23 protein-coding genes and 1 pseudogene are annotated in these 23,380 nt (G+C 39.9%); 9 read left to right on the plus strand and 15 right to left on the minus strand.

Annotated elements, in window-relative coordinates; genetic code table 11:
• Positions 1-200 precede the first annotated feature (200 nt).
• Positions 201-1,079, plus strand: coding sequence for an EamA family transporter (locus tag A9J31_RS05625; protein ID WP_067762971.1), 879 nt, complete (start codon positions 201-203; stop codon positions 1,077-1,079).
• Between the two features lie 85 nt (positions 1,080-1,164).
• Here A9J31_RS05625 and A9J31_RS05630 read toward each other — a convergent pair whose 3' ends face one another.
• The 3 genes from A9J31_RS05630 to truB form a co-directional block, all read right to left on the minus strand.
• Positions 1,165-1,626, minus strand: coding sequence for a hemerythrin domain-containing protein (locus A9J31_RS05630; RefSeq protein WP_067762972.1), 462 nt, complete (start codon positions 1,624-1,626; stop codon positions 1,165-1,167).
• A gap of 135 nt (positions 1,627-1,761) precedes the next feature.
• Entirely contained in the window at positions 1,762-2,535 is a 774-nt protein-coding gene (locus A9J31_RS05635) for a sulfite exporter TauE/SafE family protein (protein ID WP_067762973.1), read from the minus strand.
• Between the two features lie 31 nt (positions 2,536-2,566).
• Positions 2,567-3,478 (minus strand): tRNA pseudouridine(55) synthase TruB, encoded by a 912-nt coding sequence (truB, locus tag A9J31_RS05640; RefSeq protein ID WP_067762974.1) that lies wholly within the window; start codon positions 3,476-3,478, stop codon positions 2,567-2,569.
• 152 nt (positions 3,479-3,630) lie between these two features.
• Here truB and A9J31_RS05645 point away from each other — a divergent pair, with 152 nt between their 5' ends.
• The 5 genes and pseudogenes from A9J31_RS05645 (at position 3,631) to A9J31_RS05665 (ending at position 9,422) form a co-directional block, all read left to right on the plus strand.
• The gene (locus tag A9J31_RS05645) at positions 3,631-4,659 is read left to right on the plus strand and encodes a lipase secretion chaperone (protein WP_067762975.1); all 1,029 of its coding nucleotides are present in this window, start codon (positions 3,631-3,633) and stop codon (positions 4,657-4,659) included.
• Between the two features lie 39 nt (positions 4,660-4,698).
• On the plus strand, positions 4,699-5,682 hold the full coding sequence (locus A9J31_RS05650) for an esterase/lipase family protein (RefSeq protein ID WP_067762976.1): 984 nt from the start codon (positions 4,699-4,701) through the stop codon (positions 5,680-5,682).
• 376 nt (positions 5,683-6,058) lie between these two features.
• Positions 6,059-7,069 carry an esterase/lipase family protein gene (locus A9J31_RS05655; RefSeq protein ID WP_067762977.1) on the plus strand — a complete coding sequence of 337 codons (1,011 nt, stop codon included), beginning with the start codon at positions 6,059-6,061 and terminating at the stop codon, positions 7,067-7,069.
• A 181-nt stretch (positions 7,070-7,250) separates the two neighbouring features.
• Complete coding sequence (locus tag A9J31_RS05660) at positions 7,251-8,216, plus strand: esterase/lipase family protein (protein WP_067762978.1); 966 nt, start codon at positions 7,251-7,253, stop codon at positions 8,214-8,216.
• Positions 8,217-8,438: 222 nt separating this feature from the next.
• Positions 8,439-9,422: pseudogene (locus A9J31_RS05665) on the plus strand (esterase/lipase family protein).
• A 68-nt stretch (positions 9,423-9,490) separates the two neighbouring features.
• Here the strand turns inward: A9J31_RS05665 and rplS are convergent.
• The 12 genes from rplS to ispH all read right to left on the minus strand — a co-directional run bounded on the left by rplS (position 9,491) and on the right by ispH (position 19,913).
• The gene (rplS, locus tag A9J31_RS05670; protein ID WP_067762979.1) at positions 9,491-9,865 is read right to left on the minus strand and encodes a 50S ribosomal protein L19; all 375 of its coding nucleotides are present in this window, start codon (positions 9,863-9,865) and stop codon (positions 9,491-9,493) included.
• 198 nt (positions 9,866-10,063) lie between these two features.
• Entirely contained in the window at positions 10,064-10,810 is a 747-nt protein-coding gene (gene trmD / locus A9J31_RS05675) for a tRNA (guanosine(37)-N1)-methyltransferase TrmD (protein WP_067762980.1), read from the minus strand.
• A gap of 42 nt (positions 10,811-10,852) precedes the next feature.
• Positions 10,853-11,401, minus strand: a complete 549-nt coding sequence (gene rimM / locus A9J31_RS05680) for a ribosome maturation factor RimM (protein ID WP_067762981.1) — start codon at positions 11,399-11,401, stop codon at positions 10,853-10,855.
• Positions 11,402-11,419: 18 nt separating this feature from the next.
• Positions 11,420-11,677, minus strand: coding sequence for a 30S ribosomal protein S16 (gene rpsP, locus A9J31_RS05685; RefSeq protein ID WP_005013161.1), 258 nt, complete (start codon positions 11,675-11,677; stop codon positions 11,420-11,422).
• Positions 11,678-11,816: 139 nt separating this feature from the next.
• On the minus strand, positions 11,817-12,230 hold the full coding sequence (locus A9J31_RS05690) for a type IV pilin protein (protein ID WP_067762982.1): 414 nt from the start codon (positions 12,228-12,230) through the stop codon (positions 11,817-11,819).
• A gap of 8 nt (positions 12,231-12,238) precedes the next feature.
• Positions 12,239-12,643, minus strand: a complete 405-nt coding sequence (locus A9J31_RS15900) for a type IV pilin protein (RefSeq protein WP_081410277.1) — start codon at positions 12,641-12,643, stop codon at positions 12,239-12,241.
• Positions 12,644-12,645: 2 nt separating this feature from the next.
• Entirely contained in the window at positions 12,646-16,293 is a 3,648-nt protein-coding gene (locus tag A9J31_RS05700; protein ID WP_162270477.1) for a pilus assembly protein, read from the minus strand.
• Between the two features lie 10 nt (positions 16,294-16,303).
• Positions 16,304-17,080 (minus strand): PilX N-terminal domain-containing pilus assembly protein, encoded by a 777-nt coding sequence (locus A9J31_RS05705; RefSeq protein ID WP_067762983.1) that lies wholly within the window; start codon positions 17,078-17,080, stop codon positions 16,304-16,306.
• Positions 17,077-17,922: a PilW family protein gene (locus A9J31_RS05710; RefSeq protein ID WP_067762984.1), complete on the minus strand. Its 846-nt coding sequence runs from the start codon at positions 17,920-17,922 to the stop codon at positions 17,077-17,079. Before A9J31_RS05710 ends, A9J31_RS05705 begins: the two co-directional genes overlap by 4 nt.
• Positions 17,919-18,362, minus strand: coding sequence for a prepilin-type N-terminal cleavage/methylation domain-containing protein (locus A9J31_RS05715; RefSeq protein ID WP_067762985.1), 444 nt, complete (start codon positions 18,360-18,362; stop codon positions 17,919-17,921). Before A9J31_RS05715 ends, A9J31_RS05710 begins: the two co-directional genes overlap by 4 nt.
• 4 nt (positions 18,363-18,366) lie before the next feature.
• Positions 18,367-18,798, minus strand: a complete 432-nt coding sequence (locus A9J31_RS15815) for a pilus assembly FimT family protein (protein WP_067762986.1) — start codon at positions 18,796-18,798, stop codon at positions 18,367-18,369.
• A gap of 164 nt (positions 18,799-18,962) precedes the next feature.
• Positions 18,963-19,913, minus strand: coding sequence for a 4-hydroxy-3-methylbut-2-enyl diphosphate reductase (gene ispH, locus A9J31_RS05725; protein WP_067762987.1), 951 nt, complete (start codon positions 19,911-19,913; stop codon positions 18,963-18,965).
• A 134-nt stretch (positions 19,914-20,047) separates the two neighbouring features.
• Here ispH and gmk point away from each other — a divergent pair, with 134 nt between their 5' ends.
• The 3 genes from gmk to A9J31_RS05740 all read left to right on the plus strand — a co-directional run bounded on the left by gmk (position 20,048) and on the right by A9J31_RS05740 (position 23,353).
• A complete protein-coding gene (gmk, locus tag A9J31_RS05730) occupies positions 20,048-20,671 on the plus strand; it encodes a guanylate kinase (RefSeq protein ID WP_067762988.1) in 624 nt (207 codons plus the stop codon).
• A gap of 76 nt (positions 20,672-20,747) precedes the next feature.
• Positions 20,748-21,029, plus strand: coding sequence for a DNA-directed RNA polymerase subunit omega (gene rpoZ, locus A9J31_RS05735; RefSeq protein ID WP_067762989.1), 282 nt, complete (start codon positions 20,748-20,750; stop codon positions 21,027-21,029).
• A gap of 218 nt (positions 21,030-21,247) precedes the next feature.
• On the plus strand, positions 21,248-23,353 hold the full coding sequence (locus A9J31_RS05740; protein WP_067762990.1) for a RelA/SpoT family protein: 2,106 nt from the start codon (positions 21,248-21,250) through the stop codon (positions 23,351-23,353).
• The last annotated feature ends 27 nt before the right edge of the window (positions 23,354-23,380 follow it).

Raw genomic sequence — 23,380 nt, forward strand, 5'->3', positions numbered from 1 at the left:
TTTGAAAATATCTCCATTTTTTATTTTGAATTTAAAAATGGTGGCGATTTAAAGACGATTTTTTATATTCAATTTTTTTAAATTCAAAACCTGCAAATTGCATTTCGACACCTGAAAAAACTCAATGACTCAATATTAACCGCTATACTGAGCAGAATTAAAAATTGGGGTACTTTGTTCCCCCCACCACAGCGTGCCGCATGCCAAACTCACAATTATTAGCAGTCGTTTTCATGGTACTTTCCATGATCTCCTATCAAATCAGTGCATCATTCGCCAAGCAATTATTTTTGGTGCTTGATCCGCTCAGCGTGACCATTTTACGACTCTGTTTTGCTTCAATTATTATCTGCTTAATGTTTCGTTCATGGCACATTTTAAAACGGCTGTCGTTTTTAAAATGGCGTGATCTGCTCTGCTATAGCGCGGCACTCTGTTTGATGAATGTGTTGTTCTATATGTCACTGGGTAAATTACCACAAGGCATTGCAGTGGGCTTAGAGTTTATTGGGCCTTTGGGTCTGGCATTATTATCCATTAAAAACCGCAGTGATTATATTTGGGTCTTTTTAGCCATCTTAGGTATTGCCTTGATGGTGCCTTGGGGACAAGCTCATGATGGTAGTTTCTCAATATTTGGAGCAGCCTGTGCCTTAGCAGCAGGGCTATGTTGGGCATTCTATATTTACTTTGGACAAAAAGTGGTACATCAAAATATTGGTATGCATGCGCTAACGATTGCCATCACACTGTCCGCACTGACCTTGCTCCCGATTGGACTATATAACAATGCACCCGCCCTACTCGATACCCAATATTGGCCGAAAGCCTTATTAATTGCGATTTTAGCCACGGCCATACCTTATGCACTGGATTTAAAAGCGTTAAAAATCCTCAGTAAACTCAGTTATGGGACTTTATCGAGTTTGTCGCCTGCATTAGCTGCAATTACAGGTATGGTTCTGCTTGGCGAAAATATTGGGACGTGGCAATGGGTGGCCTTAATCTGCATTATGTTGGCGTCCGTCGGGGTGACTTTACGTTCCTCTCGCAATACTCCGAGCAGCGTATCAGACTAAATTTTTATATTTATAGTTGAAACAAAAAGACGGCCTCTGCCGTCTTTTTTTTGATTTTGCATTCGTCTTCAGGCTTCACTTGCGTTTAGCCCGTCAAACTGTCTTTATCTGCTTTCTTGTATTTCTTATATTCCGCCAAATATTGTTTGGCTAAACTTTCCTTTTGTTTTTCATCTAAGATTTTACCTGCTTGCTGAAAAAAGCCGTGTTCTTCCTCCTGCAAATGATGATGTACCGTTTCAGATAATTTTTTCGCAATCGCCAACCAACCTGGATTACTAAATTCAGTTTCCGTCAGTTGCTCTAATAATTCATCCATCTCATGATGTTCAGCCAACGCATGACGAGTGATGTTTAGACCGGAATCGCTCATCATCAACGGGATGTAAAAATAACGATCTTCGCCAACGGCATGGGCAAATAACTCATTTTTGAGCAGCTCAAATAAGTCTCGACGTTCAGGTGTATCCCCTGAGGTTTGAATGAGTTTTTCAGCAAGTTCACGTTGTTTTTCATGACTTTGGCGTAGAGCTTCAAATATATTCATTGTAATGATGACCTCTGATGCTTAGCTAATTGTGCATTATGAAATTTAATTATTATCCACAACTCAACCGAGTCGCTTATTTTTCATACTAATCGCTTCAGCAACAGAATTCAGCTACGCTCTGTTAAGATTTGTTCAAGCTTGTCCTGTAAAGGTTTGATAGCCCAAACGTACAATTAAAATACTCACTAAAATTAAAAACAGGATGCGTATAAATCCACTGCCGTATTTTAATGCTGCTCGTACCCCAACTATGGAACCTAAAATATTGGCAACTGCCATCATTGCGCCAATCGCAAACAGTACATGCCCTGCCGGTGCAAAAAAGCTCAAGGCAGCTAAGTTCGTCGTTAAATTCGCCACTTTAGATAATGCCGATGCATGCAAGAAGTCCGCTTGCAAATAGCGAATAAAAAAGAAGATAAAGAAACTACCTGTGCCGGGGCCGAAAATACCATCATAGAAACCAATCGCAAGACTACCTACAGCAGCGAGAACTAATATTTTAGGCGTGAGTTCCTGTCGGACATGCACTTGACCAAATTGTTTTTTGGTAAAGGTATAAATCGCAATCACGATAAGCATGACCAAAACGAATGGACGCAAAATTTCTTTGGGCACCATCGACACGCATGCTGCACCTGCAAAGGATGCAACAAAGGCACAAATCGCAATCACTGCCAGTAATTTCCAGCGCAATTTCACTTTCTTTAAAAAGCTATAAGACGCTGAGGCCGTACCAAAAATAGAAGATAATTTATTGGTGCCAAAAACCGTCGCTGGAGACAACTGCGGCATGGCATTCATAATGGCTGGAATTTGAATCAGTCCTCCGCCCCCAACTGCCGCATCAATTGCACCTGCAAAAAATGCAAAAAACAGAAGGCTTAAGATAATTTCAATGTCCATAGGATTACTTCTAAATTAGCGTGATGCTGGATTAGCTTTCAAGATTTAACACACGTTTCGGAACCAAGCGTTTACGGTCTGTAATTTCTGCCAGGCCTAAGCAACGTTCGCCATCAAATACCAAAACTTGTGCTTCGGCTTCATGTTCAATATTACTTTCCATACCGCGACTGAAAAATTCAGCTCGGCCTTCAGGCGCTTGAACTTTGAGAAAATGATCGACAGGTGCGTACACCGGCAGTAACAGTGCTTCACGTTCAACTTCAGTTAAGCTTTCAAGATATTCAATGGTATAACTTGGGATAAGGTCAAAGTGACCGGTTTTAATACGGTGTAAATAGGTCAAATGACCAAAGCTACCCAATGCTTTAGCAATATCTTCACCTAAGACTCGTATGTATGTACCCTTCGAGCAAGTGATATCAAGTGTAATACTATTCTCAGTAAATGATAATAAGTCGATATCATAAATAGTAATCGGACGTGCTTCTCGCTCGATTTCAATACCCTGACGTGCTAATTCATATAAAGGACGACCTTCTTTTTTCAATGCCGAATACATGGGTGGTACTTGCTGAATGTCCCCAATAAACTGCGCTAAAACTTCACGAATCGACGCTTCAGTTAAAGCCGGCACAGTCGCTTCTAACAATACATCACCTTCAACATCGCCAGTCGTGGTGCTATGACCTAAAAAAACGGTGGTTTGATAACGTTTAGTCGAATCCAATAAAAAATGCGAAAACTTTGTTGCTTCACCTAAGCAAATTGGTAATAAACCTGAGGCTAATGGATCTAGCGCACCTGTATGTCCTGCTTTTTGTGCTCGATACAACCAACGCACTTTTTGTAATGCCGCATTCGAGCTAATGCCCAAAGGCTTATTTAATAAAAATACACCATGTACTGGACGACGCTGAATCTTAGGAGAAGCTTTTTTCATGACTAAAATAGGGCAAAAAGAGAACTGCGCAATGGTATCAATCCATGCTAAGCGTTTACAACTTTTCTATGTTTTTATCATTCTTTTATGTCATATTGAGTTCACATTTAGAACTCATAAAACAATTAAAACGGAAAAAGGTGCATTGGGATATGCAAAAAAATAAACTCTGGCTGATTTTAGCCATTGTGATTATTGCGGCAGCCGCATTTATATATTGGCTTGCGCCGAAAGATTCTCAGCAAGATTCACAACACAATATCGAACAGCAACAAAGTGCCGCAGCGAACTCTTCAGCAGCAACGGGTTTACCCAATGCAGTAGGTGGTTCTCTCATTAGTGCTAGTCAGCAAGACACCGAAGTAAACTGCCAAATCAGCATGGATGGTTCCAACCGCCTGATTGTGAATGAACAAACACGTAATTGTTTTGAATATTTCATCACCCAATACGGTGAGAAGTCGATTGATCAAATCAAAAAGGATTTCAAAACATATATTGCTCAAGGTCATAAAGAACCCGCTTTATCACAAATTTATGATTTGTGGGATCGCTACATGCAATATCGTGAACGTTTGGGCGATTTAGTCCCGCCAAGTGAAGACAAAGAATCTCCACAATATTACCGTGCGATTTATAACAGTACGCAAAATTTGCGTAAGCAGTTCTTTTCCAACTATGAAATTGAAGGTTTATTTGGCAAAGAAAATACCTACCACGAATACACATTAAAGCGTATGGAAGTGGTCAATGATAAAAAATTATCTGAATCTGAAAAAGCCAAAAAACTTAAAGAACTGTTTGATGAGCTACCAGAAGATTGGAAAGAAAGCTTAGAACAAATCAATAAATTGGATGATCTGAGAAAGCTCACTGCGGACATTAAAGCCCGTGGCGGTTCTAGCGAAGAAATTCGTCAAATGCGTTTAAATTTGGTTGGTCCAGAAGCAACGCAGCGCCTTGAAACATTGGATACACAGCGCAGCGAATGGAAAGGCAATGTAAATCAATATTTAGATGAACGCGACAGCATCATGAAAAGTAATATGAGTGATAGTGCCAAACAACAAGCTGTACAGCAGCTGCGTAATCAGCACTTTAAATCAAAAGAAGATCAATTGCGCTTAAGCACTTTTGAAACGGTCCATGATCAAGGTGGAAAACTTCCCTTCTCGGAATAATCCGATCATGTAGTTATTATTTTATTTCAGGACGAAATAATGCGATACAAGAAAAAAAGATTACTGCGTTCTGCGCTCGTAGCAGCAACCGCTTTTATTGGTATTTCCTCTGCACAAGCTGCCGCAGGTTTACAGCATGTAACTGCCAACAGTTCAGTAACCTATGCCAAAACTAAGTATCCCATTGTGTTTACCCACGGGATGTTCGGCTTTACCCGTATCGGGTTTGATAGCTTTGGTATGGATTACTTTTATCAAATCCTACCCGATTTAGCCCGTAATGGTGCAAACACTTTTGCAGCGCAAGTCTCTCCTCTTGAATCGACTGAAGTGCGTGGTGAACAATTACTGGTACAAGTTGAAGATGTACTTGCTATAACTGGTCAACCTAAAGTGAATTTAATTGGTCATTCACATGGTGGTCCAACCACACGTTATATTGCTGCGGTAAAACCGCAATATGTCGCATCTGTCACAGGTGTTGCAGGTACCTATCGCGGCTCTCTAGTTGCCGATAAAATCCAAGCCAATAAAGGGATTAATTCTATTTTTGGTATTTTAGGCGATAAGCTACTTGCACCGATTATTACTTGGGCTGAAGGCAACTCAAGCCTGCCAAACAGTGTAGATGCATCACTCACTGCAATCAGTGAAAAAGGTTCAGCCGCATTTAATGCTAAATTTCCTACGACAGCCATGGCAAATGACTGTAATAAAGCCGGTGCTAAAGTCGATAACGGTGTGTATTACTATTCATGGACGGGTACAGCACAAGCGACCAATGTACTTGATGTGCTAGACAGCATTATTACTCAGCTTGGGCCCTTAGCTTATGCGAATAAAGATAATGACGGTTTAGTCGGTCGTTGTAGTACACATATCGGTCAGGTCATTCGTGATGACTACAATCATAACCATTTAGATGAAGTAAATATGGTCTTCGGTCTACGCAGTATTTTCTCACCTGACCCTGTTGCGCTCTATCGTCAACATGCCAACCGCTTGAAACTTCAAGGGCTTTAATCTCCATGCTTTAAAAAGCATGAAATTTCATTAATTTACTTATAAAAAGGACGCCATGCGTCCTTTTTTACAATGTTATTGTTTGTTAACCATATTTAAGACATTTCAAAAAATATTTATATAACAAAGTCTAAGTAATCAACCTAAATTTATGCACAATTGTATAAATTTATACATGTCATCAAAGCATTCGTCGTGACCTCTAATGACATGGAATTTAACTGCTAGCATGAAAAAATGTGAAGGCATCTTTGTTTATTTAAACTCTCTAAATTCAATGATCTGGCTTTGTCAGTGCAAAGATGCTGTTTAAAAAAGAGAGAACGCGTCAAATTATTAAAAAGTAAAAAACAACAACATCAGAACAGGAATGTTTATGCGAACTTTAGTAAAAACGGCCAAGATGGCCTCTGCTGCTGCCATTGCTGGTCTAGCAATCGGTTTATCAGCAACTACCCAAGCTGAGCCAAGTGTGCTTCAAGTAAAGGAAACCGCAAAATCAGACTATGCTAAAACCAAGTTTCCCATTTTAATGGTACATGGTTGGTTAGGATGGTCTCGTATTGGTACGGAATCAGTCGGTCTCGATTATTGGTATCAAATTTTACCAGACATGGCGCGCAACGGCTCTACGGTCTTTGCTGCTCAATTATCTCCTGCAAACACTACGGCTTATCGTGGTGAACAACTGATTGCACAAGTTGAAGATGTCATCGCCATTACAGGCAAGCCTAAAGTGAATTTAATTGGTCACTCACATGGTGGGCCAACGGTGCTATATGTTGCCCAAACCAAACCTGATTATATTGCCTCAATTACAGGAGTTGCGGGCACATATCATGGTTCTAAAGTTGCAGACGATATTCAGGGCAATAAACTTTCTCGCACTGCATTTAACATTTTAGGTGACTATATTGTTGGCCCACTCATCGCATTAGGGCAGCTAAAACCCGAACTGAAAATTGATTTTGATGCATCTATGAAGTCTCTGAGTCAAACTGGGTCAGCGACCTTTAACAGCACAGTTGCAAAATCGGCCGTGGCAGATGGGGTATTGGCCTCTTCAGAAAATTGCAGCAAGAACTTAAGACCCGTCGATAGCAAAGGGATTCAATACTATTCATGGACGGGTGTGGCACAAACCACCAACCTACTAGATATTGATACAATCTTGATGCAACTTGGCCCACTTTCTTATGGCAATAAAGACAATGACGGTATGGTTGCCCGTTGTAGCGCGTATATTGGTAAAGTCATTAATGACAGTTATAAACTGAACCACACTGACCTGGCCAACATGATGTTTGGTCTCACAGGCTTGTTTGCACAAGATCCTGTAGCGCTGTATCGACAACATGCCAACCGTTTAAAACTACAAGGCTTATAAAACCAATCTGTTAAGGTAATGTATTCATTCCCTTATTTTTAAAGCGATATTCATTCTTTACTAAGCTCTACCGCTTTAATTCAATCACTGCTCAGATGAAATCATTGAACTAATACTAAGGTCAATCCTGTGATTGATCCTTATGCTTCTTTAAAAATAATATTATTGTGAGTATTAAAAAATGAAATATGGAATTTTCATCACCGCGTTACTAGCTGCATCTTGCTTCACGTCAGTGTCTGCATCCCAAGCGACACAAGTCACAGCAAAAGCTACATCAAGCTATGCAAAAACAAAATATCCAGTGGTATTTAACCATGGTATGGGTGGCTTTATTACAGTCGGGACGGACTCCTTCGGACTCGATTATTGGTATCAAATTTTGCCTGATTTAGCACGAAATGGTGCCAATGTTTGGGCTACGCGTGTGTCCCCATTTAACTCGACCGAAGTTCGCGGTGAACAATTACTGCAACAAGTCTTAGAAATTCGTGCGATCACGGGGACTGAAAAAGTCAATTTGATTGGTCATAGTCACGGTGGTCCAACCATTCGCTATGTTGCAGGTGTACGACCAGATGTCGTTGCATCTCTCACCAGTGTTGCAGGTCCTCATCAAGGCTCTCCTGTCGCAGATTTAATTTTAAAAGCTGAAGGTACCCCCATCGAAGGACCATTGGTTGGCGCAGTGAACTTTGTATCAAAAGCTATAACTTGGGCACAAGGACTGGATCCAAATAGCTATCCGCACGACTCACTTGCAGGTGGTTCAAGCCTAACCCTCGCAGGCTCAGCAAAATACAATGCAGCATTCCCGCTTGGCTTGCCTAAATCGAACTGCGCAGATGGTAATAGCGTTGAGAAAGGAATTTACAACTATTCATTTACCGGTGTTGGACAAATTACCAATATTTTAGACTTAGATTCTGCTTTAAAAGTTACTGCCCTACTCATTGATGGTGGTAAAGATAACGATGGCTTAGTTTCACGTTGCAGTGCAAAATTTGGTAAAACGATTCGAGATAATTACAACTGGAATCATTTGGACGAAGTTAATCAAGTGCTCGGCCTAAAAGCCCTCTTTGCACCGGATCCCGTTGATGTATATCGCCAACATGCCAATCGTTTAAAACTTCAAGGTTTATAAATACTTATATATTTCATTAAATGCCCGATCTATGTGTCGGGCTTTTTATGCAGTTATCTTACAAACAAACCCACATTTCATCGACTAGTTCACACTATAAGCTAAAATTCTGCCTATACTCTTATTTGACAAGTAAGATTGTCATAAACAGCACAATGAAATTCATCTTAATAAATATAGATTTCACGATGCTGCACTAAAACAAAAAATGAGGAAAATTTGATGAAATATGGATCATTCATAGTAGGCCTAATCGGCCTTCCTACAGTTTTAGCAACGACCCCAACCTTCGCTGCAACGCAAGCCACTCAGGTGACAGCCAATGCCAGCTCAAACTATGCAAAAACCAAATATCCAATCGTATTTGGACATGGTATGTCTGGTTTTATTCGAGTTGGTACCGACCCGATAGGTTTAGACTATTGGTATCAAATTTTACCCAATCTAGCTCGAAATGGAGCTAATGTGTGGGCAACACGTGTTTAACCATTTAACTCATCGGAAGTCCGTGGCGAACAATTACTAGCGCAAGTTGAAGATATCATTGCCATTACTGGGTCACCCAAAGTGAATTTAATTGGTCACTCACATGGTGGACCAACCATTCGTTATGTAGCTGGGATTAAGCCGCAGTATGTCGCTTCATTAACAACAGTCGGTGCACCACACAAAGGCTCACCTGTGTCCGACTTCATTTTAAATATTCGCGATGCTGCTCCAATTTTAGAAACACCTATTGTTGCTGCGGTGAACCTGCTATCAAAAGCCATAGTTTGGGCGCAAGGTTTAGATCCAAACACTTTCCCACATGACTCACTTGCTGGTGCAAACAGCTTAAGTATAGCTGGATCTGCAAAATTTAATCAACGTTTCCCTATTGGTATGCCAACGACTGCTTGTGGTGAAGGCGCATATACTCAACAAGGAATTTATAATTATTCTTTTGCTGGCGTTGGCACCATTACCAATATTTTAGATGTGGACTCAATACTGAAAGTAACGAGTTTATTAATTGATGGCGGTAAGGACAATGACGGTCTCGTTCCACGCTGTAGCGCGAAATTCGGTAAAACCATCCGTGACAATTACAACTGGAATCATTTGGACGAGGTCAACCAAGTACTGGGCTTAAAAGCATTATTTGCGCCTGATCCTGTGGATGTCTATCGCCAACATGCCAATCGCTTAAAGCTGCAAGGTTTATAAGTTCAAATGCGACAAACATAAAAAAATGCGCCATTTGGCGCATTTTTTTCACTCATTAAAACTTAAAATTAAGCTTTAACTTTACGAGCAGGTAACTTTTCACGAATACGTGCAGCTTTACCAGACAATTCACGTAGGTAGTAAAGTTTAGCACGACGAACGTCACCACGACGTTTCACTTCGATACCAGCAACGATTGGTGAGTGAGTTTGGAATACACGCTCAACACCGAAACCGCTAGAAATTTTACGTACTGTGAACGCAGAGTTCAAACCACGGTTTTTCTTAGCAATTACAACACCTTCAAATGCCTGAAGACGTTCACGATCACCTTCTTTTACTTTTACTTGAACAACTACTGTGTCACCAGGAGCAAAAGCAGGGATGTCTTGTTTCAACTGTGCATTTTCAACAGCTTGTACTAAAGGATGTTTACCGCTCATGGGGGTATCTCCGATTACGCGAGTCAGAAGAGGTCTGATCATCGCAGGGTATAGAGGCTAAAGCGCATGTTACCCGTTTAACTTTCTCTCAATACTTGACCACTTCAATGTATTAAGAGCCTAATTAAAATACTTAAAGTCATCTCTAAGTATCTGTTCGAAGCAAAGCTTCTGATTTTGCAAATTCAGAAATAGAGTCTACTTTTGAATTTGCGAATCTTTGAGCCATTTTTTTTGCTGCTTGCTCAACTCAACTTGTTCAACCAACTCAGGTCGGCGCTCAAGTGTACGCTGATAACGCTGCAAAAATCGCCATTTCTCAATATTTGCATGATGCCCAGATTTAAGAACCTCAGGTACATCCAAACCTTCAAAATGATCTGGCTTGGTATATTGTGGGCAGTCTAAAAGACCATCCACAAAAGAGTCTTGAACGTGTGATTGTTCATCAGACATTGCATTCGGCAAACGTCGAATAATACTGTCTAATAAAACCATCGCAGGAAGTTCACCGCCTGAGAGTACGTAATCCCCAATTGACCATTCCTGATCAACATATTTTTGGATTAAGCGCTCATCGACGCCCTCATAACGACCACATAACACAATCAATCCATCGTAATCGACAAACTGCTGTACTGCCGGTTCATTTAGAGTTTTGCCCTGCGGTGACATATACACCACAGGAACATGAACTGCACCTGCTTGCGCTGCAAGCTCTTTGGCACGTTGAATTGACTTTGCTAAAGGCTCAGCCATCATCACCATACCTGGACCACCACCAAATGGACGTTCATCCACTCGTTTGTAGTTCCCTTCAGCAAATTCTCGTGGGTTGATGCAATGGACTTGCACAAGATCACGTTTTGCTGCGCGCCCGCTAATTCCGTACGCTGTAATCGCTTCAAACATTTCAGGAAAAAGCGTAATGACTGCAAAAAACATCGCAGATTCCTCTATTTTCCTGCTGCGTCAATCCTTAAAGGATTAGTAATCTACGCCCCAATTCACGTAGATACGACCAGCTTCGAGATCAACACGCTGTACCACATCTTTATGCCATGGAATCATACGCTCTTCGCTATCAACACTTTCGGCAGTGGCACGTACCACCATCACATCGTTAGCACCTGTCTCAAACATTTCATGGATTTGACCGAGATTGACTTCTTGATCTTCGTTATCTAGACCTAACACAGTTAGACCTTTCAAATCTGACCAATAGAATTCGTCTACACCTGCTTGAGGCAACTGAGTTTTTGAAATCCAAACATTGGTGCCGACCAAACCATCTGCTGCTGTGCGATCACTCACACCTTTTAGCGAAACGACTAAGCCTTTACCATGCGGTTTCCAACGTTTTACATCTACAATTTGCCAACCTGCTTTGGTCTCAATGTACCAAGGCAGGTAGTCAAAAATATTGCTCATAGGTTCTGTATTGGAATAGACCCAGAGCCACCCATTTAATCCATATGCTGAACGTAGCTGTCCAATCTGAATACGATCTTCGGGAACATTCTGTGTTGGTGTCATGGGCAATCTACTACCGTATTAAACAGCAGCTGCAGCTTTTTTAGCTTGAGCAGCTAAAGAAGCAACGCGATCAGAAGGTTGAGCACCTTGAGAAACCCAATGAGCAAAACGGTCAGCATCTAAACGAAGTTTTTCTGCTTTACCTTGAGCTGTAGGGTTGAAGAAACCGATACGTTCGATGAAACGACCGTCACGTGCATTACGGCTATCAGTCACAATGATTTGATAGAACGGACGTTTTTTAGCACCACCGCGTGCAAGACGAATAACAACCATGATAGAACCTTATAGTTTTTACGGATTATCCTTGTACCGACCATCGATACAACTCAAACCCCTTTCATAGAGGGCAATATTTTACGTGATATTTGCCCTGAATGAAAGATTAAAAAGTGGGTTGGCTACAATTTTGAATTTATTTTCCATCCCAGGGATCACAAGCACCTGATGTTTTTTCCCAACATTGCTGGCCAGAACTATCTAATGTAAGGGCGCCTGTGTTTACCATGGAATTTGCAGGGATGGCCTCTAAAGTCCAAGAATGTTTATCCGCTGACACTGTTAGCACTACACTATAATTTTCAGTCCCAGTACTTGGAATCTTAGCTGTAACAAAAGAAGCTGAGGAAGCATTATCATAATTACCATGAGCGACTTTATATGCAGACATTTGCTGTGCTATATCCAGCAATACTGTTTGCGCTTCTACTCTTTTACCTCGCTCTTGGTATCCTGTATAACTTGGATATGCAATAGCAGCCAAAATTCCTAAAATTACAACAACGATCATTAATTCAATGAGCGTAAAACCTTTATTGTATGATTCCATATGATCCCTCATTGACATTTTGAAGGAACTGTACACGAGGTATCAGACCACTCGCATGTAGCTCCTTGGCTATTGGAAGCAAAGTTCTTATATAAGCTTGCATCATTCAAACTCTGATTCACACATGCCTTAATTGACCATTCTCTAAGTTGAGCAGAAACCGTAGTATTGTATATAACTTTACTTCCTGCTTTCGCTGACAAACTCTTCCCATCTAGCCCGTCATAACTAAAATTACGGGTCTTTTCTTTTTCAAGCTCCATGCTCAAATCAGCGATTTGTTGCAAAGCAAGCTTTTCATTACCTTTACGAACCTGTGCCTGATAGCTTGGTAACGCGATGGCGGCCAAGATCGCCAAGACAATAACTACAATCATTAACTCTATTAGAGTAAAGCCTTTGTTGATTTCCATAACTAGTCACCACCAGAGTTAAATGGTAAATATTCAAACCAACGTTTAGGCACCAATTTGTCAGATACTGCATACTCTGGTGGTTTAGGATCAATATCCTTGTTAAAGATTAAGGTTCTATTTGTAGCTTGTGAACGACCAGCGCCAAGTGTTAAACCAATAATACCTGCACCCAATTCTCCAATCTTCTCAGGATTAGTCGAAGTCGACGTTCCTAAACAAGTTTTATCACCGTATGGCAGACAGAATTTATAAGCGATACTTTTTCCTGTTACCCCACCGGTACAATCCTCTGCTCCGTCTTCTGTGGCTGTACTCGCATCTGGATTAAACACTGAATAATACAGATCATTATCAATTGCTATTCCTTCCTCTATACCGCGCACTTGTTTACTACTTGACTTAGGCATTGGAAAAAACCAGCCTTTATGAGTACCTTTATTAAAGCTACCAGTACCACTTATATCGTGCATCGAATCTAGGGTAATTAATGTAGGAGTACCTATTGGACTAGACGTCACAGTATCATCTTTAATTGCAACAACATAATCTTGAGGATAAGACGTGCCCGTGTCTAATGGACTACTACGATCACCTGAAGCCAAGGTCACCATTGCAAAGCGTTTACCGTTATCATCTTTATGAATGGTAAAGGTAGGAGCCTCATAGAAACGTCTTGGAGATTTACCAGGGGTATTTAGGTCTGCAATTTTCACTGCTTGATAAACTAATGGCGTATTAACTGCACTTACACCCAACTTGGAATTAAAATCAATACGGAAAACCTGTCCACCCAAATCACCCACATACAAGTGATCTGTAATACCATCCCCATTGCGGTCGACGGCTTTAACTCGTGATGGAATACTATGTGTCATTGCTTCAATTTCTGTAGACTCAATAGCACCATCTTTAGAAGTCGCATTACTACTTCCCCACCACAACAAAGTACCCGCTTTGGTATTAGTATCCAAATCTTCAGCAGCAAAGATATAGATTCCATTACCATCCACCTTGCCACTTAAGTCAGCATTACTCAGTTGCTGTTCATACTTACGATCATAACCGCCACCTACGATCATGGCTAACCTCTTCTGCCCCTTCCAAGGAATATAAGTAATGACTGGTTTTGACCAGCTTTCACCCATATAACTTAAAGCTCCGGTCTCATGATCATCTGGTTTAATCGTAAATAGTAGTTTAGGTTTACCCGAAGTTTTGCCTAAATCTGTTAAATCTAATGCGTAATAACTTCTACCACCCATGCGTAGACCGCCATAAGCATATTGCTTTTTAGCCGTCATAATTTCTTTGTCGCCTTCAAAGCTATACTCGTATTCAGTATGCGCAACCCATGGTCCATCCACCCCATAGAAGAAGTTATCAATATCCGCACTCTCACTAGCTGGATAACGATTCATTGCCAATGATTCAGCAAAGCCTTTTTCTTGAGACTTATTGCTACGGGTTAAAAACTCACTCGGTAAGAAGCTAAAGACTTCTTTACCATTCTCTGCATTTACAACCTGAACTAGACCTTGAGTCGTCCCTGCTAAAATATAGTCCTCCCGCTCAGAAATACCATATTCACCATCTTTTTCCTCAAAGATACCTTTTTGCGTCAGCATAATTGGCGTTGAGTGAATCACAGATCCCATTTGGAAGTCTTGATTGGTTATTTTTGTTTGTAAATAATTTACTTGGTCATTGTATGATTTGCTTGCTAATGCATCGAAGTCACTTTGAGTGAGTTTTGAGTAGCCTAATAACCCATATAAATATTGTTTATTATCTAGAGTCACACTACCATTCAGAATATCCCTTACAGCATGCTTTAGATCATCGCCGCTATTAACCCCAAAATCTAAATAGACATTCCGATTAAAGCCTAAAGTACCTGATGTAACTAATGGCTTATGATGTACTTTCAGCTTGCTTAACAAACCACCCCAAGCCATATAAACATCATCTTCAGAACTGCCGGCACTTTCATACCAATAGTCTGTTAATTTTTCTTGGATTTTATTTCCGTTAAATACCGAATTACCGAGTTTATCTACAACCACACCTGTACTTGTCTTAATTGAAAATTTCTTTAGATTTCCAGCCCACAACTGTTCATCTCCCCCAACAATTGGTTGGAACATCGGGAAATAGGAATAATTTTGTAGTTGTGTAGGGTTTAATGCATCCACAGGAATAGTACTCGTTCCCATAGTTGTGCCTTCAATATCTTCTGTTACATCATTTACAAATTGGTCGATACTATCTACGATGTCCTTAGCAGATTGAGCATTATAAAACCCTCCCATACCATTATTTTTTTGTTTTGTTCCAACATAACAGAGATTTTGATGATGCTTATCATTGTCTGTAAGAGTATTACTAGAGCTCCTAATGTCTGCACAGCTATATGCTCCATCTCGAGCATATTCATCAATTGTATAGAATCCCCCTCCCAATCCTACAGTAGCAGTCTTAATTCTTAACTTTTTATCTTCTCTTAGCTCGATCGCATATTGAGCCATTTTTTTCCAGTATGATGTTGACTTATTCGCCCAATAAGTTGTGGCTACTTCTGTCTTACCATTAATAGCGCTGGAAATACTATCAGTATCATTAGGTTCACCATCTGTTAATAAGTAGACCCCATTACCACTACAACTTGCTTTTGTATTAGTCGAGCTCGAAGTATAAGATTGAAGTTTTGATACTGCCTCTGTATAGCCATAACTAATCGGTGTTGATGACTTATTCTCAATTGATTCAACAGCATCAATAAATAAGGCCTTACTGGCAAACGTCCCAAGATTAGTAAAGCCAATTTTAGTTTCAGCACCATTTTTATTTGATTGTTTAGGATACTGACCGACTGCAAAATTGTGTTCTTCATTTATAGCTTCATCTAAAACAACTTGCATCACGCCTTTTTTTAAATTAGCTAACCGTGATAAACAATAATAAATATTAGTATTTGTTGAATCTTGTTCACAAATTTCTTTGACTTTATTTATATATTTCTTATCATTTGAATCACTTAAATTCCAATATGTCGTCGACACATTCACGACACAATGAGGATTACCTTGTTTTGCATATATAAATTCAAATGCCTTTCCATCATCATCGTCTTTAGGATTATTGACTACATGATTGATTTTTCTATCATGACTTAATCCTACATAAGTTGAACAAACAGAGTATTTTTGGGATGCTGTTGAAAGATCAAATCTATCAATCTTTTTCGTATCTTTGTCTGCATTAGAAACTGCAATAGAATAATTCCCTCCAGGACTCTCTATATATTTATTATTCCGTCCATCTTTTACATAACTGCCTAGCCCATACCCTACTTCGTTAATAGTCAGCTTATGACCACCTGAATCTTTCTGTGTATATGTTTTAAAATCACTATTTTTAGATGAAGTCGCCTTATAATCCGAAGCTATAGTACTACTCCACATACTACTTGATGCATCGAGCATAAAGTAAATATTAATTGCCCCCGTCCCTCCAGCTTGATAAATATCAATATCAGACGCTGAAATTTGAGTCGGAATACTACTGACAATTAATGCTGTTACTGATGCAGATAAAGCCGATACTTTAAATTGCATCCATTTTGTTTTCACCTGTGTGCTAATTTTCATAACGGCTCTCCTATGCGCTTGGTGGAGCAACATATTTTTTAATGAATTGACCTAGATTGTATTCAGCGACCTGCGTTTTGAATGGAATACTTTCACTACTTAAACATTCAGAGACAGTCGGTAAATCTGAATCAGGATCATCGATATAACTTAAGTTCTGCATACAATTATTTATGGTGGTATCCGTTGCAGAGCTAAGTACTGGCATAACTGTGGTTGAGGTTACAACTACACGTAATGTGTCCTCTAGCTTTCCTGTTTCAGCATCTGTCCCGATTTGATAATGCGCAAATGGCTCATCCTCTGAATAACCTGATATACGCACAGCGATTTGAGTCATTGCAGCACCACGACCACTTACAAAGTCAGACTTAGAAGAATCAACTTGGCAGAACCCCATATTTGAAGAGCCCCCAATATGCTCTTTTTTTAGTTTTTCTGAACCACCTTCGAGTTCTGAATAGACTAAACTCACCTTACCAAGTTGATAGAATTTCGTAGAACCACCACGATAACAAAGTACTAGTTCTTTATTACGGTTATCAGCCATTTTAGGAAAACCAAATAACCCTGTTCCAACCAATTGACTCTTAATAAAATCTAAATTTTCAATATAATAAAATGAAGCATCATTATTTTGATCCATGATGTTGTTTGCTTGGCTGTTAGTAGCAATCTTAAGACCAAAAACACTCCCTCTCATGGCCATTGCCCCAATAATCGTAAGCAATATCACGACCACCATCACCACAACAATTGTTGAACCTTTTTGACTTGCTTTGTTCATAGCTCCTCTCCCAATCCATTGCGCAAAGCAATTGTCCGTTCAACAGGAATCCATACATATTTTTTCTTTTCGGCAGTTGGTTTTGTTATTGAGTATTTGCTACCAAATATATTTTGCTCTAACTTTTCTACTGAATTATCAGTAACACCATTTAAGGAACGCGCTAAGATGCCAATTTGTAAAGAAACAGCTTTAGATGTGTTAGAAAGTGCTTTAAATTCAGCCAATGTTTTATATGACATATTATTCGCACTATCCCTTACCCCGACCCGAACTTTGAACAAGTCAACGCCTTTCATAATAATCTGTCCGGTTCCATTTAAACCCGTTAGTGCAGTACCTTCTTTATATTTCCCTGCATCACATGCCAACACATAATCATTGGCACTACCATTATCATCTTTTCTTATAAAGTAACGTTGAACAATGACATCATCAGCACCAATACTATTACCTTCACAATCATATTCTTTAGTTTGATCAGGCTTATATTGAATAACTAAGACATCACTTTTAGCAGTTATAAAGCCAGATCCACTCCCTTCTCCCGAAACAGTTGTGCTCCCAGCTCCACTTATATAATTGCTAGTATTTACAATTAATCCCGATACCTGAGCCGGTTTAATTTCAGAAAATGGCAAATTAAGATTTGTAAGCTTAATATCATCTACAACATAGTTAATCCCTATGTTGGCATTATCTTGTAATCCTTGAAGCGACTCTTGAAATGCCAAACTTCGCTGCCCAGAAATCAGCATTTGAAATGCAGCACCCACTATAATGAGACCAAGTACAAGAGAAACCATAAGTTCAATCAGTGTAAAACCATGTTGCTTATTCATTGGTAAGCCTCCACAACTACACACTTAGCGTCAGATTTATATGAAAACTTATTAGTTTCGGTGCAGGAACCTGGATTAGCATCCGTTTCTCCCCATGCAACATAAATACATTGACGACCATTCTGCGTATCAGGACAGGTAAACACACCGACATTCATCCCTCTTTGACTCGCCAAAGCATTCACATCACTCCAATCCTTACCAGCAAATGTAGTTCCAGAACATGAGGATTTTAGACAGTCCTTATAGGAAGCTCGACTCACATACATACGTTCTGCAAGATTTCTGGCAATATTGACTGCTTCAACCCGGTTTAACGACTCGGAAGCAGCCTCCAAAGTCCTATATTGCAAAGCAATAAATCCCATAACGGCGACTGCAAGAATGACTAATGAAGCAATAATCTCAATTAAGCCCACACCTTTTTGATTATTTATCAATCACTCACCCTCCAGAACAACTGCTAGTATTTGAAAGCATTCCCAATTTATCTATTGTTAATGCTTTAGTACGCTCACCATCAAGATCAGAAATACTCAAGCATGCTCCATCTGAAATATCAGCCAAACCATTACTGTAAAAGACAATTTTTTTATTTTTCATATTAAAATTAAATTTAGAATCATCAATATCAACAAAAATTGTATTAGAAGTCCCTGATGTCGCAGAGCTAAACTTAACTGTCATCGGTTTATTTTGCAGACGAGCCTCTGTACGTGCCTCGGTCAGCGCCAATCTCAGCTTATTTTCCTGCTCTTTTATCTGTTGATTTTTTCTAAAATCATTCATTGAAGGAGCGGCAATAGAAGCAATGATCGCAAGCACCCCAATCGTCACCATGAGTTCAATTAATGTAAATCCATTAGTTTTCTGCATACTCCCCCCAAGGCGCGCCAAACTTTACCCTATTAAAAATAATATCTAATTAAATTACAAAACAAACACAAATAAGGATAAAAGGCATAAAAAAACAGATAATTGCCAAAAAGCAATTATCTGTCAATTCTTAAAAAAATTCAGAATGTTAAGTCATTAACACTTTATGCCTGAGTTACAGGAATACGTAACTCTTTTGGCAAACTAAATGTAATATTTTCTTCACGACCATCTAACTCTTGCGGTGCTTTCGCACCCCAATCTTGTAGGCGCTGAATTACTTGTTTAATTAAAATTTCAGGTGCAGATGCTCCTGCAGTTACACCAATTTTTGTGTGCTCATTAAACCAGTCTTGCTGCAACTGATCGGCATTATCGACCAAATACGCATGCTTACCCATCCGTTCTGCCAATTCACGTAATCGGTTCGAATTCGAAGAGTTCGGTGAACCCACAACCAGTACAACATCACATTGCTCAGCCAGATCACGTACAGCATCTTGGCGGTTTTGCGTCGCATAACAAATATCATCTTTGCGCGGCCCCTGAATTTCAGGGAACTTCTGACGTAGGGCATCAATCACTTTTGCAGTATCGTCAATAGAAAGCGTGGTTTGCGTTACAAAGGCCACTTTTTGTGGATTGCGCACGACAAGTTCAGCAACATCTTGTTCATCTTCAACCAAATAAATCGAACCACCATTTTTGGTGTCATATTGGCCCATCGTCCCTTCAACTTCAGGGTGACCTTCATGACCAATCAAAATTGCTTCCACACCTTCACGGGCATACTTAGTCACTTCGATATGCACTTTAGTCACCAATGGACATGTCGCATCAAATACTTTTAAACCGCGATGTTCCGCTTCTTGTTGTACCGCTTTAGAAACACCATGTGCACTAAAAATCACAATATTGTCATCAGGCACTTCATCAAGCTCATCTACAAAAATAGCTCCGCGTTGACGTAAATCATCTACGACAAATTTATTATGTACCACTTCATGACGCACATAAATTGGCGGGTTAAAGCATTCAAGCGCACGGTTCACAATCGCGATAGCACGATCTACCCCTGCACAGAAACCGCGTGGATTAGCTAAAACAATTTCCATAGAATCCTCAATGCCCACTCATTTTTTACGGGTATCACTTGAAATAAATGTAAACAATAGACGTCTGACTATTTAGTTTGGCGCGCGTCTACTCTAAAATAGAGAAGATATTTTATCATATCAGGAAAAATATCATGTCGGGTCTCTTGTTTGTCGTTTCTGCTGCATCGGGAACGGGCAAAACATCCCTCGTTAAAGCCCTGCTTGAACGTGTAAACAATTTACATGTCTCTGTTTCTCATACCACTCGTGGTCAGCGTCCTGGCGAATTAGACGGCGTACATTACCATTTTGCAAAAAAAGAAGACTTCTTATCTTTGGTTGAAGAAGGTGGTTTTATTGAATATGCAGAAGTTTTTGGTAATTATTACGGCACAGCACAACGTACAGTTAAAGAACAATTGGCGAAAGGCCATGACGTTTTACTTGAAATTGACTGGCAAGGCGCAGAACAGGTTCGTAAGCTTTTTCCTGAATCTAGACAAATCTTCATTCTCCCACCAAGCCAGTTTGACTTACGTCAACGCTTATCAAACCGTGGTACTGACTCAGTTGAAGTGATTGAACATCGCTTGAGCTGTGCAGTTGAAGACATGCAGCAGTATGTAAATTTTGATTATGTCATTATTAATGATGATTTTAATAAAGCCTTACATGATTTAGAATCTGTGATTATTGCTAATCGCTTGGTTTTAAAACAGCAAGCGACACGTCATCAGCAGTTAATTGAAAAATTAATCACGCCGACTGAGCAGTGATTAAAACTTGAGTCTATAGGCAAAGCACCTTATACTGCACAGTCTGTTAAAAATTTATATTCAAACGAGAATTCTTATGGCACGCGTAACCGTTGAAGATTGTTTAGACCATGTAGACAACCGCTTTGAGCTTGTACTAGTGGCAAGCAAACGCGCGCGTCAATTGGCACGTCAAGGTATCGAACCTACTGTTGAGTGGGACAATGACAAACCAACCGTTGTTGCTCTTCGTGAAATCGCAGCGGGTCACGTTTCTAAAGACATTTTGAAACAACGTGAACAAGACTACCAAACTTCAAGTTTAGACCTTGCACTTTCTGCAAATAACCTAAACTTAGACGGTTTTTCTTTCCAATAAGATAAACCTGACCTTAAAAGCCTAGTTTTTAACTAGGCTTTTTTTATGGATTCTCTTTAATATTTTACTCAGAACAGTTATAACATAAGCTTAAGAAGTGCAAAGTAAGCGAAAAAGATTTTCATTTTTTTAAACTAAAAAATTGACAAGTCATCCAATATGCATTTCATTAAAGTATTAACCGTTTCATTTGTAAATCAGTAGTAAAAGGGTGTTCTATGCCAGGCCCAATGGTCAGCCAAGCCAAGCAACAGTTAAATGTGATCATCGACGCTTACCTTTCAGTAAGTGAAGTCGAACGCGTGCTAGAAGCTTGTGATTACGCTGATATTGCCCATGATGGCATTACACGTAAAAGTGGCGAACCCTACATCCTTCACCCAATTGCGGTGAGCTGTATTTTGGCGCATATGCGTCTTGATGCGGAAACTTTGATGGCCGCTTTATTGCATGATGTCATCGAAGATACTGAATTTACCAAACAAGATATTACTGAAAAATTTGGTCTGACCGTTGCCGAACTCGTCGACGGCGTCACCAAACTCAGCCATTCTAGCGATAAAGAATATAATAAAGCCGCATCCTTCCGTAAAATTCTGCAAGCCACCCTACAAGACCCACGTGTCATTATTATTAAACTGGCAGATCGCTATCACAATATGACCACATTGGGTGCTTTACGCCCCGATAAGCGTGCTCGTATTGCCCAAGAAACTTTTGAAATTTTTGTGCCCATGGCACGCCTCGTCGGTATGAATGAAATGGCCGACAACCTTGAACATTTGTGTTATCAAAATCTAGATTTAGATATGTATAACAATGTTCAAGAAGCTTTATTACAAACCAAACCGAAACGCTGCGAATACCAGACCAAATGGGAAAACAACCTCACTACCCTACTTGAACAGCACCATATTTCAGGTCGAATTAAAAAGAAAAATAATAATATTGAATTACTTCGTCACTTTGTAAAAAACGATATCGATCTGCAAGAGCTCACCCATAGTCATGCCTTTGAAATTATTTTACAAAGCATCGCAGACTGTGACCGACTGGCAGACATCCTCAAAGAAAGCTTTAAAGTTTTAAATTACGCCGATCATATCCGTCGCCCACTCCCTGGTGGCAACCAGTCACTGATGATGCGCTTAAAAGGCGAAAAGACTATTTTATCTCTGACTATCCAAACGGAGTTGATGCGTAAAGCGGCGCGCTTTGGTGTGGTTCTCGGTGAAAATGCACCACAAGCTTGTCGCTCAGCGATCCAAGCATCTATGCAAAATTTAAATGTGCTAGTGGATGGCGAATGCGCAAAGACTACATTTAGTGAATTACTCGATTATCTACATCAAGAGAAAATTTGGGTTTATACCCCACACGGTCATTTGCATGAACTCCCTCAGGGTGCGACAGCAGTTGATTTTGCTTATTCAGCAAGCTTATTTTTGGGCAACCATGCCGTTGGTGCGAAAATTGATGGGGAAACCAAGCCCCTTTCAACACCATTACTGAGTGGTCAAGTGATTGAAATTATCACTGATGTTCTTGCAACACCAAACCCTGACTGGCTAAGCTTTATTAATACCCAAAAAGCCCGCCGCGCATTACAAAATATCCTCCGTGACCAAGACCAAGATGAACAACGCTTAGTGGGACAGCAAGCTTTAAATCGCGCATTAAAACTTTTTAATCGTTCTATGAGTGATTTAACATTAGCGGATTGGGAAAATGTGCTGAATTGGCGGCATTTAAATGATAAAGAACAATTATTTGAACAGATCGCCGTGGGTGACTTACTGCCTCAATTAGTTGCCAATCATTTATATGCTCAAGATACCATTCAGACTTCAAATTCTGCACGCTTGATCTTGGGTACTGATGGTGTCGATGTCAAATATGCGCACTGCTGTAACCCCGTTTTAGGTGATCCAATCCAAGGTCATTTATCACGTCGTGGTTTGATTGTGCACCGTTCACGTTGTCATAATTTATTGCATGAACAACATTTACATCCTGAAAATATCATGCCATTGCACTGGACCACTGAAGATAGTGAAGACATAAGCTTTACTGCCTACTTGTGTCTAAACATGTTGCTAAACGATGAACAAATTTCAGAACTCATTTATTTATGCCGCAAAGAAAAAGTGGGTGTAGAGACTGTCCGCGCACATGAAGAAAAAACCTATGTGAATATTGTTGTACACAACCGTAAACAAATTGCCCAAATTATCCGCAATTTAAGAATGCATTTTGGCTTCCCTCGCATCAGTCGATTGGCACAACCTATCGCCATCACTGAAACAGCACAGGTAGCCAGCTAATTGATAAGCTGTTTCATTACAGCTTAT

Source organism: Acinetobacter gandensis, assembly GCF_001678755.1.
In the GTDB taxonomy this organism is placed as follows: Bacteria; Pseudomonadota; Gammaproteobacteria; order Pseudomonadales; family Moraxellaceae; genus Acinetobacter; species Acinetobacter gandensis.

Bases quoted from the DNA above. Each gene is read 5' to 3' on its own strand.
- A9J31_RS05625 (WP_067762971.1), top strand. From the start codon at position 201: ATGCCAAACTCACAATTATTAGCAGTCGTTTTCATGGTACTTTCCATG.
- A9J31_RS05630 (WP_067762972.1), bottom strand. From the start codon at position 1,626: ATGAATATATTTGAAGCTCTACGCCAAAGTCATGAAAAACAACGTGAA.
- A9J31_RS05635 (WP_067762973.1), bottom strand. From the start codon at position 2,535: ATGGACATTGAAATTATCTTAAGCCTTCTGTTTTTTGCATTTTTTGCA.
- truB (WP_067762974.1), bottom strand. From the start codon at position 3,478: ATGAAAAAAGCTTCTCCTAAGATTCAGCGTCGTCCAGTACATGGTGTA.
- A9J31_RS05645 (WP_067762975.1), top strand. From the start codon at position 3,631: ATGCAAAAAAATAAACTCTGGCTGATTTTAGCCATTGTGATTATTGCG.
- A9J31_RS05650 (WP_067762976.1), top strand. From the start codon at position 4,699: ATGCGATACAAGAAAAAAAGATTACTGCGTTCTGCGCTCGTAGCAGCA.
- A9J31_RS05655 (WP_067762977.1), top strand. From the start codon at position 6,059: ATGCGAACTTTAGTAAAAACGGCCAAGATGGCCTCTGCTGCTGCCATT.
- A9J31_RS05660 (WP_067762978.1), top strand. From the start codon at position 7,251: ATGAAATATGGAATTTTCATCACCGCGTTACTAGCTGCATCTTGCTTC.
- rplS (WP_067762979.1), bottom strand. From the start codon at position 9,865: ATGAGCGGTAAACATCCTTTAGTACAAGCTGTTGAAAATGCACAGTTG.
- trmD (WP_067762980.1), bottom strand. From the start codon at position 10,810: ATGTTTTTTGCAGTCATTACGCTTTTTCCTGAAATGTTTGAAGCGATT.
- rimM (WP_067762981.1), bottom strand. From the start codon at position 11,401: ATGACACCAACACAGAATGTTCCCGAAGATCGTATTCAGATTGGACAG.
- rpsP (WP_005013161.1), bottom strand. From the start codon at position 11,677: ATGGTTGTTATTCGTCTTGCACGCGGTGGTGCTAAAAAACGTCCGTTC.
- A9J31_RS05690 (WP_067762982.1), bottom strand. From the start codon at position 12,230: ATGGAATCATACAATAAAGGTTTTACGCTCATTGAATTAATGATCGTT.
- A9J31_RS15900 (WP_081410277.1), bottom strand. From the start codon at position 12,643: ATGGAAATCAACAAAGGCTTTACTCTAATAGAGTTAATGATTGTAGTT.
- A9J31_RS05700 (WP_162270477.1), bottom strand. From the start codon at position 16,293: ATGAAAATTAGCACACAGGTGAAAACAAAATGGATGCAATTTAAAGTA.
- A9J31_RS05705 (WP_067762983.1), bottom strand. From the start codon at position 17,080: ATGAACAAAGCAAGTCAAAAAGGTTCAACAATTGTTGTGGTGATGGTG.
- A9J31_RS05710 (WP_067762984.1), bottom strand. From the start codon at position 17,922: ATGAATAAGCAACATGGTTTTACACTGATTGAACTTATGGTTTCTCTT.
- A9J31_RS15815 (WP_067762986.1), bottom strand. From the start codon at position 18,798: ATGCAGAAAACTAATGGATTTACATTAATTGAACTCATGGTGACGATT.
- ispH (WP_067762987.1), bottom strand. From the start codon at position 19,913: ATGGAAATTGTTTTAGCTAATCCACGCGGTTTCTGTGCAGGGGTAGAT.
- gmk (WP_067762988.1), top strand. From the start codon at position 20,048: ATGTCGGGTCTCTTGTTTGTCGTTTCTGCTGCATCGGGAACGGGCAAA.
- rpoZ (WP_067762989.1), top strand. From the start codon at position 20,748: ATGGCACGCGTAACCGTTGAAGATTGTTTAGACCATGTAGACAACCGC.
- A9J31_RS05740 (WP_067762990.1), top strand. From the start codon at position 21,248: ATGCCAGGCCCAATGGTCAGCCAAGCCAAGCAACAGTTAAATGTGATC.